This window comes from Campylobacter sp. BCW_4323 (assembly GCF_001763115.1).
GTDB lineage: Bacteria > Campylobacterota > Campylobacteria > Campylobacterales > Campylobacteraceae > Campylobacter_D > Campylobacter_D jejuni.
In genome coordinates this window covers 1-16,003 of the sequence record NZ_MJYC01000057.1, presented here as the reverse complement: position 1 = coordinate 16,003, position 16,003 = coordinate 1, and the positions used below count along the sequence as shown (strand labels likewise).

The following is a 16,003-nucleotide window of genomic DNA, read 5'->3' as shown; positions in this document are numbered from 1 at the left end:
GCAATAAAAATTGCCTTAAAATTATTTTTTGATCATATTTGTATAAGGTCCATAGCGATGTTGGGTTGTAGAAAAGCTATCATCATAAGGTCCTACATCCATATCTAAAGGCTTAACCTTTCTATCTGGAAAGTCTTTATCTCTATTTGCTTTAATAGGACGAGCTTGTGAATTCATGTAAGCTGCTACATCATAAGCATCTTCAAGACTTAAGTCAGGCGCACCTTGAGGCATATTTTCTTTAATATAAGAAGCAGCTTTGATAAGACGATACATTCCAGCTCCTGTATTATAGCTATCATTGCCCCAAAGTGGTGGATAAAGATAATACGCGCCTGCACTATCCTCATTTTTAAGCCCTAATCCATTTTCTTGATGACAAACGGCACATTTATCCATATAAATTGCTTTACCTTTTTTAGGATCAGCTGCTCTCGAGATGAAATCTATCTTCTTAAGCCCCTGCCCTTCTATCTTAGCTCCTACTGGAACTCCTTGAGATAACCATTGCATATAAGTTAGCATGGCTTTCATTTCAGGCGCATCACTAGGCATTCTTTTGCCATTCATAGAGCGTTCAAAACAGCCATTGATCCTATCTGCTAAGGTAATTACTTTATCTCCTCTGGCATTATATTGTGGAAATCTTGCCCAAATTCCTACAAAACCTGATTGATTTTGTACACTTCCACCATTAGCATGGCAACTTGAACAAGAAAGATTATTTCCCGCAAATCTTTTTTTAGGATCTTTGGCCTGTGGACCTACATATTTGCTTGTTTCATTAAGAATTTTATTTCCCAAAATAACCATTTTGCTATATTCTGAATTTTTTGGCATTTTAGTTTCATCTATGGTACCATCTTCATTTAAAGCCTTAGGTAAATTCCATTTGGCAGTAGGTAGATTAATACCTGTTGCACTCTTAGTTTTTTCCAAATTTGGATCTAAGGCTAAAGCACAACTTCCACATAACAACAAAGTTAAAACTATAGAAAATTTATTCATCATTTTTCCTCCTTAAATTTGTCTAATTCGAATTCAGTATATAACTTTGCTTCAAAAAAGTCAATAAAAGTTAATAATATTTCAATAAAAAACTTCAAATTCTTAAAACAATATTTATTTGCCTTATAATTAAAACTTTAAAATAAAAATAAAGTTTTTTTGATAAAATTGAAGTTTGCAATATTTTTAGAGGTTGGTTTAATGAAAAATTTAAGCATTCAAGAAAAAAAAGACTTAGATAACTGCGTTTTTCAAAATCTTGGAAGGCAAGATACTTTTACTTTAAGTGCGATTTTTAAAAATTTTTATTTAAAAATTAAAGCATTTATTTATTCTAAATAATACCACTTAAAATCTTTTTTTGTGTAAGAAAGATCTTTAAAAGAAGGCGATTGGATAAATAGTTTGCACTCTTTATCCAAATTTTCTATTCCGTATATTTTCATAGCCATTCTTGAGTCATGTCTTGTAAGTTCTATTCCAACGCAAGCTTGATTGTTGATTTTATAAAGCAAAGTACCACCATCTTTTTCATCTATATTTAAAACATCCAAATTCTTATTTTTACTCATATCTTTTATATCTTTACTAAAAGAATATCGGAGTTTATAATATATCATAATATCCTGCATGGTATTTTTCAAATTTTGTAAATTTTCATTAATCAAGTATCCATTATTTTTATAAAGTTTTAAAAAATCTTCATTAAGAAATTTTTGAAAACTTTCATCTTTAGATAATTTTTGACAAGAGTTATAGCTATTTAAAATTCTAACTTGACCAGCTTCTATTAAAAGCTCAAGGCAATCTTTATTTTCTTGTGAAAATTGTACTAATTTAACTTCTTGAATCTTAAAATCTTTGTTCGGTTTTTTTTCATAAGCAAAATCATTTAATTTTTCGTAAATATTAGCAAAACTTAAAGAATATAAACTAAAAAAAATTAAAATACACTTTTTCATTGAAAAAAATCTTTGTATTTATTTTTTAGAAATTCCACCACTTCTAAAATTTCATCAACCCCTTCTTTGTTGGAATTTTCGAGCACATTATCTATATTATCAATATAAGCTTCTATTGCATTTTCTAATTTTTCTCTTTTAACTCCAGCGTATAAAAGCATAGCTTCTAAAACTATGCTAAGCTCATATTGTAAATCTTCTAGTTCATTTTTTAAGGTTTTATTATTGTTTTGATTCATTGTTTTCCTTTTTAAGTTCTTTGCTTTTAATTAAATCAATAATTTGAGCCTTAATATGATTATAATTTGCTCCATCTTTAAATGTCGCAAAAAGTCCACCACTAGCATTTTTATGTCCACCACCACCTACTAAATTTTTAGCCATTAAACTTACATCTATTTTTCCATTTGCACGAAAACTTAAGGTTTTTCTAGAACTAACATCAATAAAAAAGTCATAATCAGGATTTTTTACTAAAAAATCATTTCCAATAACAGAAGTATTGCCTATATTTGAAGTTAAGATGCCTTTATGGCCTTCATATTCTATACTGAAATTTTCTTTTAGCTCACTTAGTTTTTCAACTACAAAATAAGAAATTAAATTAGAAAGAGTATCATCATTTTTTCTGGCAAAATAATCCTTTTTTATAAAATGAGTAGCATTATCGAGTAAAATATTCGCATTTTCTTTTCCTATAAATTTCCAAGCCTTATCAAGCAAGAAAAACATATAATCAATTTGCGATTCTTTAAACATCACGCGATTTATTTCTTTCGCATTGGCAATCAAGCCTAAAAAAACCTTTCCAAGTTCAAAATTTTCATCCTCGCTTAGCCAAATATCAATAGCATTAACTACATCAACAAATTTTGAAAGTTCTAAAACAGGAGTGCAGATTTTAGAGAAAAAATCATAAACGATTTTAGTTGCACATCTTTTAGAATCAAGTAAATACCAAGAATATTTTTGAGCACATTCTTCGCCACTCTGATGATGATCAAGAAGAAAAATTTTAATATTTTTCTCTTTACAAATTTTATCAAATTCTTCGCATTGATTTAAATTTAAATTTAAATCTGTTATTAGAATAATAGCTTTTCCGAAATTTTCATCTTTTTCTATATCGCCTATAATAGAGTTAAAATTTTCATTAATTTCTTTACCATAATTAGAATTATAAAATTTCACATTTTTAAAATAAAAATTTACTACAAATTGACAAGCATAACCATCAAGATCTGTATGCGAAAGATGATAAATTTTCATTATATTCCTTAAAGTTCTATCCTAATAATACCCTCGGTATTAAAATTTGTATTTTCTGCAATTTCTGCAAAACTTAACACTACTATATTAATGCTAAAATTATAACAAATATCAGCAATGAATTTTCTAAGTTGCGGTTCAACGCAAAGTATAAAAGGCTTGATACGACCATTTGCTACTGCGGCAACTTCAGCCCTTAGAGTATCTACTAAAGTGCCTGTTTGAGCTACACTTAAAGGCAAGTGATAACTTCCATCTCTAAATTGTACATTTTCCATTAACACTGCAGAGCTAGCAGAGTCTAAGATAAAAATATCCAAATTTCCTTTATCATCTAAATACATATTTGTAATCATCCTAGCTAAAGACGCTCTTACATGTTCAATAATCATATCAAAACTCTTGCTTACTTCTGCTATATCGCTTACAGATTCTAAAATAGTAAGCATATCTTTAATTGGTATATGATGCTTAAGCAAGTCTTTGAGAATTTTTTGAATAAGACTTACAGGTGCAACACCTAAAGCGCCTTCTACGATGATTGGATAATCATTTTTAACCTTATCAAGAAGATTTTGCACCTCTTGGCGTGTAAGAAGTTCGCTTGCGTGTGCTTTGATAAGTTCGCTCATATGTGTTGAAATAACACTTGCAGGATCTATTACTATATAGCCATTTAATGTTGCTTCATCTTTTAAATTCGCATCAATCCAAAGTGCATCAGAGTTAAAAGCGGGTTCTTTTGTAGCAATCCCTTCTATCTCTTCCGTGATAAAACCACTATCCATGGCTAAATATTTATCCGGATAAATTTCAGCACTTGCTATAGACACGCCCTTGAGTTTAAAACTATACTCATTTGGTTTAAGTCTTAAATTATCTCTTATTCTTATTTTTGGCATTAAAAATCCTAAACTTTCAGCAATGCTTCTTCTCATTGAGCGAATTCTTTCTGTAAGTTCGTTTTCAGCAAGCTTAATAAGTCCGTATCCAAGTTCAAGTTCTAAAATTTCAACTTTGAGTATGTCGTTAATCTTGTGCTCTTCTTCTTTAAGAATTTCTTCTTCGCTTTTCTTAGCAGGTGCTGCTGTTGTCCCACCTGCTCCACTTTGAGATGCAGCTGCAGCACTTGGTTTGCTTTTTTTAACTGTGGTTATATCAATTTTACCTTCCTTAACTTGCTTGGTAAGATAGCCAAGACTTAAAAAAACTAAAGCCATAAAGCCCAAGGATAAAGTTGGCAAACCAGGCACTAACGCAAAGATAAAAAGTACAAAACCTACTATTAAAAGCGTGCGATATTCACTTAAAAGTTGAGTTAAAGTTCCTTCTGCAAAATTTTCCTCATCTTTGCTTGCACGAGTGATAATTATAGCGGTTGCAGTAGAAGTAATAAGCCCTGGAATTTGCGATACAAGTCCATCACCTATGGTTAAAATAGTATAGGTAGATGCAGCATCGCTTAAAGCCATATCGTGCTGAAAAGATCCTATTAAAAAACCACCTATGATATTTATAATAGTTATGATAATTCCTGCAACAGCATCTCCTTTGATAAATTTAGAAGAACCATCCATTGCACCATAGAAGTTTGCCTCAGCAATAACTTCTTGACGTCTTGCTCTAGCGGTTTGTTCATCGATAAGTCCCGCATTTAAATCCGCGTCAATAGCCATTTGTTTACCCGGCATTGCATCAAGTGTAAATCTTGCTTGTACTTCAGAAACCCTTGTACTACCTTTTGTTACAACCATGAAATTAATTAATACTAAGATACAAAATACAATCACACCAATGACCATATTTCCACCAACAACAAATTCTCCAAATGCTGCTATAATCTCACTCACAGCTTCAGGGCCGTTTTGCCCTTCGCTTAAAATCATCCTTGTAGTAGCTATATTTAAAGAAAGTCTAAATAAAGTAATAATCAAGATTAAAGTTGGAAAAGTTGTTAAATCTGTCGGTTTAGGTATATAAATAGAAATTAAAATAATTAATACTGATAAAGCTATACTTAAAGCTAAGAAAAAGTCCAAAATAGGACTTGGTAAAGGAACTATGATAATAGCTAAAATACAAACTAAAAAACCAACAATAGTTAAGCTTTTAGCTTTTAAAACAGGAGCAATTAAAGGCCCCAAAAAAGGAAAAACTAAATCGACTATTTTATTTTTTGCCATTATTTTTCATAATATCTTCTAAAGTAATAGAATCTAAAAATTCATCTACTTTATTTTGTAAATTTACTAACATAGGCATTAAGGTGCAATTTTTTTCTTTATTATTTGGACAAGTACCACCACTGCATTCAAATACACTGATATCCTTTTTTTCAGCACTATTAACAATTTCTTTTATAGTATATTGATTTGGTTCTTTGATTAATGCAAAACCACCTTTTGCCCCTTTAAAGGATTTTAACAAACCATCTTTAGCTAAAGTTTGTAAAATTTTAGCTAAAAAACTTTTGGGAATATCAAGCTCTAAAGCTAAAGAATCTACATCTTGAGGTGTTTCTTTTTGAGAAATATAAATTAAAGAAAGTAAAGCGTATTCGCTAGCTTTGGTAAATAGCACAGATTCTCCTTATTATAACTATAGAAATAGCTGTAATTATAATAAATAATTCTTAGAAAAAGACTTAAATTTTAACAAAACCTTCTAAAAAGGATAAATTCAGTTTATTTTTTGCTTTTTAAGATAAAATTACAGTTCTTTAATTTTATTATTTTACCAATCAGGAGGTCTATCATGGCTTTGGATTCGGCCAAAAAAGCAGAAATAGTTGCGAAATTCGCTAAAAAACCAGGTGATACTGGTTCAACAGAAGTTCAAGTAGCTCTTTTAACTGCAAGAATTGCAGAACTTACAGAACATTTAAAAATCTACAAAAAAGACTTTTCATCAAGACTAGGACTTCTAAAACTTGTAGGTCAAAGAAAAAGACTTTTATCTTATCTTAAAAGAAAAGATTATAATTCTTATAGTAAGTTAATTACCGAATTAAATCTTAGAGATAAATAATTTTTAAGCCCTTTTTACTGGGCTTTTGCTTTTTAAATTTCTTCTTTTGTAATCAGTTTTATATATCAAAAATACAAGAAAAATCTTACAAGATTTCCCTTTGTCCTTTGGCATCAGGTTCGCTTAAAATCCCGTTTTGCGTAAGTTGTTCAATAATATTTGCAGAGCGGTTATAGCCGATTTTTAAACGGCGTTGCAAATAAGAAATGCTTGTTTTTCCATCTTCTAAGATCACTCTTTTGGCTTCTTCATAAAGCTCATCTACTTCCCCATCAAAGCTTTCATTTGTTGTAACACCCACGCTTTGCTGATCTTTTAAAAAGCTTTCATCATATTCTACGCTTTGTTGATCCTTTAGAAAATCCACGATTTTTTCTATTTCAAATTCGCTTGCAAAAGGCGCATGCAAACGCACTATAGAGCTTGTTCCAGGAGGAGTAAATAAACAATCCCCTCTTCCAAGTAAACTCTCAGCACCCATAGCATCTAAAATAACTTTAGAGTCAATTTTTTGCCCTACTTTATAAGAAATTCTACTTGGCAAATTCGCTTTGATCAGTCCTGTTACAACATCAACAGAAGGTCGTTGTGTAGCTACAATCAAGTGAATTCCACTTGCTCTTGCCATTTGTGCAAGTCTTCCTATATAAAATTCTACATCTTTACCCGCAGTCATCATCAAATCGGCAAGTTCATCAATAATTACTACAATAAAAGGGAGTTCTTCGCCGCCTAATTCTTTCATTTTTTCATTGTAATTTTCTATATTTTTGGTTTTTGCATCTGCCATTAAACGATAGCGTCTTTCCATTTCAGCCACCATATTTGAAAGCGCATTGACCGCTTTTTTTGGATCTGTGATAACAGGAGTTAAAAGATGAGGAATATCATTATAAATGCTAAATTCAAGCATCTTAGGATCTATCATCATCAAACGCAAGGTTTTAGGAGAGTTACGATATAAAAGACTTAAAAGCATAGAATTTATCCCCACACTTTTACCGCTACCTGTAGTTCCTGCGATGAGTAAATGCGGAAGTTTTTTAAGATCGGTTACAAAAGCATTGCCTACTATATCTTTGCCCAAAGCTATAGTTAAAGGACTTTTAGCATTTTTAAAAACTTCGCTTTGTAAAATTTCTCTTAGATAAATAGTTTGAATTTCATCATTTGGCACTTCTATGCCTACAACATCTTTTCCTGGTATTGGAGCTTGAATACGGATTGATTTTGCCATTAAAGCCATAGTTAAATCATCTTGTAAATTTAAAATACGACTTACTTTCACATCTGCGCTAGGACGAAATTCAAAAGTAGTTACCACAGGACCAACATAAGTGCTTATAACATCGCCACCTATTTTAAAACGACGCAACTTTTCAAGAAGATTATAAATTTTTTTATCTATTTCACTTTCATTGATTTCTTGTCTATGCTCTTTTGGATTAGCTAAAAAATCTAATGGTGGCAAGGTGAAATCTTTTGGTTTTTCTACTTCGCCCTGCTCTATTTCATGCAATAAAGCTTGATTGATAGCAATTTCTTTGGCTAAAACTGCTTTTTGAAGTTTAATTTCTTGTTCATTTGTTTTTTCATTATCGAGTTTAATTTCTGTATTTTGGATAAAATCGAGTGTATTTTTTTCTTCTATAACTATTTCATTTATATTTTTTATAGGAGTAGGTTCTATATAAGGATGATTTAACTCTTCTACAATGGGAGTAAATTCAAAGATATTGTCTGCTTTAACTGGATTTTTATTTTCATTTATTTTGTTTGATTCTTCTGTTTCTGTTTTGATTGTCTTTGAGTTATTAAAACTGTATTTATTCCCTTCTATAATATCGCTTGAATTTATCGCATCATATTCTTCTAATTTTTTAATTTCTTGTTTTACTTTATTTTCTAAAATTTCATTTTGATAGGCTTTGTATTCTTGTTCTAGTTTTTCTTTTTTTATCAAATTCTCTCTAAGTTCAAGCTCTTTTGTGAAAATTTTTGGTTTAACTTCCTGTTTAGAAACTGGAATTTCAATATTTTTACGCTTATAACTTGGCTCATCTAAATTTTTATTTGTATCTATTTGCTTTATATCTTCAAGTTTTTTAGGTTTTAAAAAACGTTCAGGAATCATATCTACCTCTTCTTCTGAAATAAAATTAAAATCTTCATCAAGGCTAATGCTCATTTTGCTAGCCTTTTGTGCGAAATTTCGCACTTGTTGAGAATGCTCATAAACAAAACTTCTTGATTCTTTTAAGCTTTGTGTATCAATTTCTATGGTTTCATCTAAAATTTGATTTTTTAGTTTTTCAAAGTTGTCCTTAGCTGTGGTAATTGAATTTTTACTTGCATTGATATTGCAATCTTTGATTATCTGTTCTAAGTTATTGGTTTTTTCTTTTTTATTTATTTGTAAATTCTTATAAATACTATCTTGCAAAATATTTAATTTTGAAGCCATAGGTTCTGATTTACCTACATCTTCTTTCTCATTTTCTCCGCCAAATACACGCATAAGTAAAGATTTAAAAGCTTGCTCTACTTTTAATAAAAAAGTAAAATCTAATTCTATTTTTAAAATTTCTTTTGCAAATTTCGGAAACAATAAGATCAAAGAAAATAGCAAAAGTAAAAGAGCAAAAATTCCACTCCCTGTATGTCCTAAGATTATAGAAAAAAATCCATATACAATTTCTAAAATATACCCAAACTCTCTATAAAAGACAGAAAATAAAAGCAAAGTAGAAAAAAAGGCCAAAGAAAAACCAAAAAGCTCTCTACGCTTAAAATTTTCTATTTTATAATTTTTTCTATAGTAAAGATAATTTAACACAAGTAAAAAAAATGGATAATAATACCCAAATTCTCCAAATAAAAATAAATTAGCCTTGTAAACCCATTCTCCCATGCTAGGTGCTAGCATACAAAGACAAATATAAAAAATAACAAGTGTAGAGCTGGTAAAAATGGCTTCTTTTTTAATATTCTTTCCTTAAAAATAAAATCAAAGCCAAATTATACCATAAATTTTTACATATAATTTAATAAGCTAAGTTGAGAAATTGTTGTACTAGCCTTAAGAGAAGCTTGATATGCAAGTTGAACTTGCATTAAATTCATCATAGCTTCACCATAATCTACATCAATAACATTTGACTTAATGCTTTGTACATTTACGCTTAAGAAATTTACTCGAGTATTGACACCATCTATAGTATTATGATAAGCTCCCATGGTTGTATTAAGCTTGCTGATATGATCTGCTAAATGATCGAGTCTTTCTAAAGCTCCTTGCATTCCGGTATTTCTTGGATCAGCCGAATTTCCATCGGCTCTCATATTACCACTTAAAACCGCATCTATCATAGTATCTAAATCTTTTATAAGATCAACATTTGGTTCATCTATAACTAAAGCATTATTGGCACTAAAACTAAAATTTGGACCATTCTCTACTTGCGCAGTTGTGGTATAAGGTGGTTGTGGAAAATGTCCACTTTGAGAATCGCTTAAAGAAATTCCTATGTTGGTTCCTGAGGATAGCTTATCGGTAACGCTAATGCGACCTTTATAATCCATACTTACATCAACGGTAGCTTGAGAATCTTTCATGAGTTGTTGTAAACTATTATAACCATTTGCATCAACTTTTCCATTTGTAGCTGTTATGCTTTGGGTTGGAATTTTATCTGCGGCAAACATACCTATAATATCATTGATTTGACCATAAGTAATATCATTTGATCCTGTAACAACTCCACTATTTCCAGTTGCAGGATCAGTATGGGTTATAGGAAAACTTATGGTTTGACCTGGATTATTAGGATCAGGATAGCTTACAGTTGAAGTTTGTAAATTTATAGTAACATCATAAGAATTTCCACCTTTGGAATTGACTTTTAAATTTAAAGTAGTACCATTTAGACTATTTCCTGCCATTACCTCGCTAAGTTTGGTTGAATCAGTTGCATAAGCATTACTTCCTTTAATAACTTGAGAAACATTACCATAAACAGTATTTCCATCTTTTTCAAAATAAACATTATCATAATCTGCACCATTGGCTTTGTTGCCAGCTGAATCAGTCATATTGCTTTTAATAAAATCAGTTTGAGCTAAACTAAAGGTAAACTCTTGCTCTTTTCCATCTTTTCCTGTTAACTTAATAGTAACTGGACTAGTTGGATTGGTAATATCACCATTTTTCATAGCCTCTTGCATAACAGCATTGGTAACATTATCCATGTTAAGATCATTATCCTTAACAAATTTTTCCATTGCTTTGAAACTTTCTGTTTTGTCCATTTGTGGAGTATAGGCTACGGCATGAAAGTCTAATTTATTATTGCCTTGTTTTAAATCTGTGATTTGAATTTGACCACTATTATTGATGCTTACTTCTACAACTTTATTATTAGCAGTGTTGCCATAAAGTGCGCCAATTTGCTCTAATACATCTTCTATTTTATCATCTGGTTTTACTAAAACTGCACTTTTAAAGCTTGTTCCATCTGGTTTTGTTCCTTGAACATAGAGTGTTGAAGGTGGAAAATTAAGTTTTCGGTCTTTATCTTCAAAATCTATATCCGGATCTAATTTTCCATCTTTTACATAATTTTGCCCGATAAGCTGCTTCCAAGCAGAATCTCCGTTTAAATATTCTTGTTTATCTTTATCTGTATAACGATTATCTGTAAAACTGATATTAGTAGTAATTTGTTTTTTATAGTCTCCATCCGCTTTGAAAAATAAATCCCATCCAGGTATATTATAAGGACTTTCAGTTCCAGCTCCAGTTACTACATTGATATTATTTTTATCTCCATAATAATTACCATTGGAATCAAAAGGTTTATTTGCAACTTGTGAACCTGCAAAAAGATACTGACCATTAACGCTAGTATTTGCAAGCTGAACTATACTCTCTTTTATGCGTTCTAATTCTTTTGCTATAGCCTCCCTTGAAGTTTGAGAGTTCCCATCACTTGCGGCTTGAGTTACTTTAACTTTAAAATCTTCAAGAAGTTTTACCATATCTTGCAAAGCTTTCATGCTGTTTTGAGTCATTTCTTTTGCGCTGTTTGTTGCTTGTTTTACTTGTTCTAATGTTTTAATTTCATATTCAAGACGCGTATTATCTATATAAATGCTTGCATCTTCATATGAATTTTGTATTTTTAAACCTGAAGCAAGTTGTTGAGATATCTGATATAAAGCACTTTGACCGCCCATAGAATTATTCACACTATTTGTGAAGTTAAGTTTATTTGTAATTCTCATTTTTTTCCTCTAAAGTATTAAAGTTAAAATCTTTTCAAACATTGCTAATAAACAAAAGCAATAACTGTTCCAAAAATTTAAATTACATAATTTTATATAATCTTTTTGAAAATACTTTTTATTTTTAAAGTATTTTTTAGTCTAAAAAAGTATAATTTTAGCTTTAAATCTTAAAAATGAGCCCGAGTGGTGAAACTGGTAGACGCGCCAGACTCAAAATCTGGTAAGGGCAACCTTGTGTCGGTTCGAGTCCGACCTCGGGCACCATTATTTCTTTTCTGAAATTATCCCAAGAAATCTTAAGTAATCTAAAATTATCAATTAAGATATGATAAAATCATACTTTAAATTATCTTAAATTATCTTAAATTATCTTAAATTATCTTAAATTATCTTAAATTATCAGGATTGACAATTTTAAAAGTATATGTTATAGTGTATGTTAAATTTTAAAATTCAAAAATAACATATACTTTTTAACATAGGAATATTATAAAATGGTTATTGTCAACGATAAACAGCTTAAAAATTTAATCGTAGAAAAAAGAACATACATTAAAGATGCGTGCACCAAAAATCTCTACATCGAAGCAAAAGGTTCTTTAAAAGGTACTATTATCTTTTTTTATTTTAGATATAGGTTAAATAAAAAAATACAAAGCATTAAAATAGGAAAATATCCAACAACTACATTGTCAAGTGCAAGAGAAAAAGCAAATATTTTTAATAATATGTTAGCTGAAAAAATCGATCCCAAAGAACAAATTCAAAAAGAAGATATACAAAAATCAAAAACCCTAAAAGAAGTTTTTAATGAATGGAGTCAAGTTTTTTATAAAAATAATACTTCTTATAATTTATCGAAGAGATTAAAAACTCATATTATTTCTAAATACGAAGACAAACATATTAATGAACTTGCCAAAAATGATATACTTCTTATTCTTGATAAACTTTATGTAGAAGGTAAACTCGAAACTATAAAAAGAGTCTTCTTGGGTTTAAAAAAAATGTTAATGTATGCCATAAATAAAGAATATATAGAAAATAGCAATATTTTAACTTTAGACATGAAAGCTCTTTATGGCTCGCCTAAAAAACAAAATCTTAGAGCTATCACAAAAGAAGAAAGATTTAAAGAGTTACTATTAGCAATAGAAAATTATAATGGAAATATATTCACAAAAGTAGCCTTGCAAATCAGCCCATATTTGTTTTTGCGAAGCGCTAATATCAGAAATTTAGAATGGAGTGAAATAGATTTTAAAAATTTAAAGATAATTATACCTGCAAATAAAATGAAAGGGGGTGAAGATTTTATTGTACCACTAAGTGAAAGCGTGATCAAGTTGTTTGAATTTATCAAACCTTTTTCATTCCACAATTCAAAATATGTTTTTCCAAGTGATATAAGCAAATCCAAAACTATGAGTGAAAACACATTAAATCAAGCCATCAAAAGATTAGGCTTTGGCGATGAAATGGTTTTTCATGGTTTTAGAACAACAGCTTCAACCTTGCTCTATGAATTTAAAAATTTGCATGGGCAAGATAGTGAAGTTATAGAGTTATGCTTAGATCATCGTGAAAGAAATAATGTTAAAGCTGCTTATAATAGAAGTTTAAGGCTAAACGATAGGAAGCTCTTAATGCAATGGTGGAGTGATTATGTTGACAATTTGAAAGGAATAATATGAAAAAAGAAAATACAAAAGAAGTGCTTATGGTGGGGGGGGGGGTTGAAAATAAAGAAAATAGAGAAAAACTCATAAAAACCCTAATAATACACTTAAATTCTTATCTAAAAACTAAAAATAATCCAGAAAGAATTAATATTTTGGTTGAAATATATCAAGAATTATAAAAAGGTAGCCAAACTCCTGATCTTATTGATATAGAAGAACTTGAATTTAACAAAGAAGACATTTTCGAAGAATTATTTTATGCTTTAGGCGGTTTAGGAAGTATGTATTCCGTAGAAATGATACAATCAAGAATTGCAAATTTCATCAAAATACTTGGCGGAGAGCCTAAGCTTTTATTAGAACAATTTTAAACACATAGACTTCTTCTTGAAGTCTATGCAAATACTCAATTTTAGAAAAATTAATTATTCAATAACGCAGCTTTTATTGTATCATTTGTTGCTTTGGCATATATAGTAGTAGTATTTAGATTTGCATGTCTTAGAATTTTTTGTATGACCACAAGGTTTGTTCCTTTGGCTGTTAATCTCATGGCTAAAGTGTGTCTAAGCAAATGAAGTCCTTTTTTACTGATCAAAGCTTTAGCATAAATATTATTTACAATCAAAAAAGCATTGCTTCTATTTAAATGTTTTCCTGTGCTAGTTTGCATTATGTAATCACTATCTTGGATATTTTCTTTAAAATATTCAAGCTCATCATCAACTTTTTCTTTTTTAATAAATGCAAATTGTTCTTTACCGCCCTTGCCTATTATGGATATTTTTAATATTTCATCATCAACCTCTTCAAAATCACAAAGTTTTACATTTAAAGCTTCAGAAATTCTAAGTCCTCCATAAAGCATAAGTTTTATCAGTAAAGAATTTCTAAAACTATTGTAAACTTCTTTTTTTGCTTTTTCTTTCTCTAAAACATTATTTAGCCTTATAATTTCATTTTCATTAAGATAATTTAATTTTTCTTCTGATTTTTCTGTTCTAAATCTAATTTTCTTCATATCAAAGGAAAAAACAAACAAATCATCATTATTATCGCTTATAAAAGAAAAAAAGCTAGTTAATACTCTCAAATAAGTTATTTTTGTTTTTTTTGATAGTTTATTGCCATTTTTTGAATTATTTTCTAAATAATTAAGAAAATTGACTAAAAAAGTCGTTTTTATATCGTTTATTTGCATTTCATCTTGATAATCTAAAGAATATTCTACAAATTCTAGTAAAATACGCCTATAAAGTAAAAAAGTATTATTTGAATAGGATAATGCTTGAATATGTTTCAAATAAGCTTCTATCCAACGCTCTAAATCTTCGCTTATTGTAGTATTTTTAAGTTTCATTTTATTTATATCCTTTTTTTTATAACATAATTTAACATTATGTTATATTTATTTGCTTGTGTTAATATCAAAATATATATTTTAATAGGCTTATTTTGATATAAGATTATGTTATATATTTTAAATTATACCATAAAAATATTTATATTTTTGCATTATTTGTCTATTTATACAATTTTTTATTAATATTATGGTATAATTTATATATTTTAACAAATAAAGGATAAAAATGGAAAAAAATACAATAAATAATGAAAATATTCAAAAAAATGAAATATTAATTCCAAAAAGAGTATTATTTGATGAAAAAACATTAAAAATGATAGAAATGATGATTCCTACTTACAAAGATGAAATTTCTAATACAAATAAAGAAAATGAGAAAATTAATCAAATGATTAAGCTTGCTATAGAAAAAATGTTTAAAAATGATTTTTTGAATAAAATAAATAATTTTTAATTAGGTTTTTTTATGAATAATGTTTTGTTGCACAGAATAACTGAGAAAGGAAACATTCGCTATTATAGCATAGAAATTATTGCCACTCTATTTGAGGAATATATGGTTGAGAGAGTTTACGGAAATGTGCGTTTTAAAAGTTGTACAGGAAGAAAAAATAATGTATTTCCAAGTTTTAATGAGGCGCAAATTTTTTTTGAGAGGTTAAAGAAACAAAAAATGAAAAAAGGGTATGCGTAAGTTTTTGCTCAAAAAACAAGAAAAAACATTGATAAAATAGGCTTTTGAGATAAGCTTTTAGCTAAACTCTCAAAAACAGGTAAAAAATCCTTATCAAATCCGCTAATTTCAATTTTTATAGCCATTTGTATCCTTTCTTATATAATTTTTATTTTTATTATACCATAAAGGATTTTGTTGTAAAATTGGAAAAAACTTTTTTTATATATAAAATTACATAAATAAGACAATCAAAATACAATATAAAAGATTAAAGAATAGTAAAAACGGTTTTTTAAAAAAAACTAATATAAATATATGGTTAATTATATAATTAATCCTCCTCTAAGCCATCATTAATTCCTGCTTCTGCAAGTTCAAGCTGTTCTTTTTGATATACTTTCATCTTTAAAGGCTTCAAAACTTTTTTCCCATAAAACCTTTCTTTGCTCTATATATTCTTGATATTTACACATATTAATCCTTTTTATTTATCAGGTTTAAAACCACTATCTAAAATTATTTTTGTCATTGCACCTTTAAGTTTATCAAAACGATTTAAAGCTTGCATATTACTAACTCTAAGCAATCTTATTTTATCATCTTTTTTATAAAACACTTTAAAAACTTCATCACTTTGTTTGTGTTTTACTATATCATCTAAAGTAGGACTATCTATGAATTCATATTCTTTGGTAAAATCTTCATTTAAAACATCGAATAAATCTTG

The 16,003-nt window shown here is 28.8% G+C and carries 16 protein-coding genes and 1 tRNA gene; 7 read left to right on the top strand and 10 right to left on the bottom strand.

Annotation, left to right across the window (positions count from 1 at the left end):
* Positions 1-21: 21 nt before the first annotated feature.
* Positions 22-1,008, bottom strand: a complete 987-nt coding sequence (locus AJN60_RS05035; RefSeq protein ID WP_070286057.1) for a c-type cytochrome — start codon at positions 1,006-1,008, stop codon at positions 22-24.
* Between the two features lie 201 nt (positions 1,009-1,209).
* Between AJN60_RS05035 and AJN60_RS09745 the strand changes: the two genes are divergently transcribed.
* Positions 1,210-1,350: a hypothetical protein gene (locus AJN60_RS09745; RefSeq protein WP_002861506.1), complete on the top strand. Its 141-nt coding sequence runs from the start codon at positions 1,210-1,212 to the stop codon at positions 1,348-1,350.
* Here AJN60_RS09745 and AJN60_RS05025 read toward each other — a convergent pair.
* Genes AJN60_RS05025 through AJN60_RS05005 form a run of 5 tightly spaced genes read right to left on the bottom strand, consistent with a single transcriptional unit; the run spans position 1,338 to position 5,819 of the window.
* Positions 1,338-1,970: a hypothetical protein gene (locus AJN60_RS05025; protein ID WP_070277274.1), complete on the bottom strand. Its 633-nt coding sequence runs from the start codon at positions 1,968-1,970 to the stop codon at positions 1,338-1,340. The genes AJN60_RS09745 and AJN60_RS05025 overlap by 13 nt on opposite strands.
* Positions 1,967-2,209 carry a hypothetical protein gene (locus AJN60_RS05020; protein ID WP_002852415.1) on the bottom strand — a complete coding sequence of 81 codons (243 nt, stop codon included), beginning with the start codon at positions 2,207-2,209 and terminating at the stop codon, positions 1,967-1,969. Before AJN60_RS05020 ends, AJN60_RS05025 begins: the two co-directional genes overlap by 4 nt.
* Entirely contained in the window at positions 2,193-3,239 is a 1,047-nt protein-coding gene (locus tag AJN60_RS05015) for a DHH family phosphoesterase (protein ID WP_070285994.1), read from the bottom strand. The genes AJN60_RS05020 and AJN60_RS05015 overlap by 17 nt, the downstream gene beginning before the upstream one ends.
* A gap of 8 nt (positions 3,240-3,247) precedes the next feature.
* Positions 3,248-5,422, bottom strand: a complete 2,175-nt coding sequence (flhA, locus tag AJN60_RS05010; protein ID WP_002852599.1) for a flagellar biosynthesis protein FlhA — start codon at positions 5,420-5,422, stop codon at positions 3,248-3,250.
* On the bottom strand, positions 5,409-5,819 hold the full coding sequence (locus tag AJN60_RS05005; protein ID WP_002861509.1) for an Rrf2 family transcriptional regulator: 411 nt from the start codon (positions 5,817-5,819) through the stop codon (positions 5,409-5,411). The genes flhA and AJN60_RS05005 overlap by 14 nt, the downstream gene beginning before the upstream one ends.
* A gap of 174 nt (positions 5,820-5,993) precedes the next feature.
* Between AJN60_RS05005 and rpsO the strand changes: the two genes are divergently transcribed.
* A complete protein-coding gene (rpsO, locus tag AJN60_RS05000) occupies positions 5,994-6,266 on the top strand; it encodes a 30S ribosomal protein S15 (RefSeq protein ID WP_002852579.1) in 273 nt (90 codons plus the stop codon).
* 85 nt (positions 6,267-6,351) lie between these two features.
* Here the strand turns inward: rpsO and AJN60_RS04995 are convergent, their stop codons facing one another.
* Both AJN60_RS04995 and flgL read right to left on the bottom strand, forming a co-directional pair.
* A complete protein-coding gene (locus tag AJN60_RS04995; RefSeq protein WP_070285993.1) occupies positions 6,352-9,192 on the bottom strand; it encodes an FtsK/SpoIIIE family DNA translocase in 2,841 nt (946 codons plus the stop codon).
* A gap of 107 nt (positions 9,193-9,299) precedes the next feature.
* On the bottom strand, positions 9,300-11,549 hold the full coding sequence (gene flgL, locus AJN60_RS04990) for a flagellar hook-associated protein FlgL (RefSeq protein ID WP_044779240.1): 2,250 nt from the start codon (positions 11,547-11,549) through the stop codon (positions 9,300-9,302).
* A gap of 180 nt (positions 11,550-11,729) precedes the next feature.
* Here flgL and AJN60_RS04985 point away from each other — a divergent pair.
* From AJN60_RS04985 to AJN60_RS09965, 3 genes are all read left to right on the top strand, one after another.
* A tRNA-Leu gene (locus tag AJN60_RS04985) sits at positions 11,730-11,816 on the top strand.
* Between the two features lie 230 nt (positions 11,817-12,046).
* The gene (locus tag AJN60_RS04980; protein WP_044794512.1) at positions 12,047-13,246 is read left to right on the top strand and encodes a tyrosine-type recombinase/integrase; all 1,200 of its coding nucleotides are present in this window, start codon (positions 12,047-12,049) and stop codon (positions 13,244-13,246) included.
* Positions 13,243-13,413 (top strand): hypothetical protein, encoded by a 171-nt coding sequence (locus AJN60_RS09965; protein WP_261661142.1) that lies wholly within the window; start codon positions 13,243-13,245, stop codon positions 13,411-13,413. Before AJN60_RS04980 ends, AJN60_RS09965 begins: the two co-directional genes overlap by 4 nt.
* 242 nt (positions 13,414-13,655) lie before the next feature.
* Here AJN60_RS09965 and AJN60_RS04970 read toward each other — a convergent pair whose 3' ends face one another.
* Entirely contained in the window at positions 13,656-14,594 is a 939-nt protein-coding gene (locus tag AJN60_RS04970; protein ID WP_070285992.1) for a tyrosine-type recombinase/integrase, read from the bottom strand.
* A 229-nt stretch (positions 14,595-14,823) separates the two neighbouring features.
* Between AJN60_RS04970 and AJN60_RS04965 the strand changes: the two genes are divergently transcribed.
* Together AJN60_RS04965 and AJN60_RS04960 are read left to right on the top strand one after the other, a co-directional pair.
* Positions 14,824-15,054, top strand: coding sequence for a hypothetical protein (locus tag AJN60_RS04965; protein ID WP_002779694.1), 231 nt, complete (start codon positions 14,824-14,826; stop codon positions 15,052-15,054).
* Between the two features lie 12 nt (positions 15,055-15,066).
* Positions 15,067-15,294 (top strand): WGR domain-containing protein, encoded by a 228-nt coding sequence (locus AJN60_RS04960; RefSeq protein ID WP_002799350.1) that lies wholly within the window; start codon positions 15,067-15,069, stop codon positions 15,292-15,294.
* 466 nt (positions 15,295-15,760) lie between these two features.
* Here AJN60_RS04960 and AJN60_RS04955 read toward each other — a convergent pair.
* Positions 15,761-16,003 (bottom strand): hypothetical protein (locus tag AJN60_RS04955; RefSeq protein WP_057038901.1); only part of this gene is annotated, 243 nt, incomplete at its 5' end.

Coding starts and splice junctions, on each gene's coding strand:
- flhA (WP_002852599.1), bottom strand. CDS start 5,422: ATGGCAAAAAATAAAATAGTCGATTTAGTTTTTCCTTTTTTGGGGCCT.
- AJN60_RS05020 (WP_002852415.1), bottom strand. CDS start 2,209: ATGAATCAAAACAATAATAAAACCTTAAAAAATGAACTAGAAGATTTA.
- AJN60_RS04960 (WP_002799350.1), top strand. CDS start 15,067: ATGAATAATGTTTTGTTGCACAGAATAACTGAGAAAGGAAACATTCGC.
- AJN60_RS04995 (WP_070285993.1), bottom strand. CDS start 9,192: ATGCTAGCACCTAGCATGGGAGAATGGGTTTACAAGGCTAATTTATTT.
- AJN60_RS09745 (WP_002861506.1), top strand. CDS start 1,210: ATGAAAAATTTAAGCATTCAAGAAAAAAAAGACTTAGATAACTGCGTT.
- AJN60_RS05035 (WP_070286057.1), bottom strand. CDS start 1,008: ATGAATAAATTTTCTATAGTTTTAACTTTGTTGTTATGTGGAAGTTGT.
- rpsO (WP_002852579.1), top strand. CDS start 5,994: ATGGCTTTGGATTCGGCCAAAAAAGCAGAAATAGTTGCGAAATTCGCT.
- AJN60_RS05015 (WP_070285994.1), bottom strand. CDS start 3,239: ATGAAAATTTATCATCTTTCGCATACAGATCTTGATGGTTATGCTTGT.
- AJN60_RS05025 (WP_070277274.1), bottom strand. CDS start 1,970: ATGAAAAAGTGTATTTTAATTTTTTTTAGTTTATATTCTTTAAGTTTT.
- AJN60_RS09965 (WP_261661142.1), top strand. CDS start 13,243: ATGAAAAAAGAAAATACAAAAGAAGTGCTTATGGTGGGGGGGGGGGTT.
- AJN60_RS04980 (WP_044794512.1), top strand. CDS start 12,047: ATGGTTATTGTCAACGATAAACAGCTTAAAAATTTAATCGTAGAAAAA.
- flgL (WP_044779240.1), bottom strand. CDS start 11,549: ATGAGAATTACAAATAAACTTAACTTCACAAATAGTGTGAATAATTCT.
- AJN60_RS04970 (WP_070285992.1), bottom strand. CDS start 14,594: ATGAAACTTAAAAATACTACAATAAGCGAAGATTTAGAGCGTTGGATA.
- AJN60_RS04965 (WP_002779694.1), top strand. CDS start 14,824: ATGGAAAAAAATACAATAAATAATGAAAATATTCAAAAAAATGAAATA.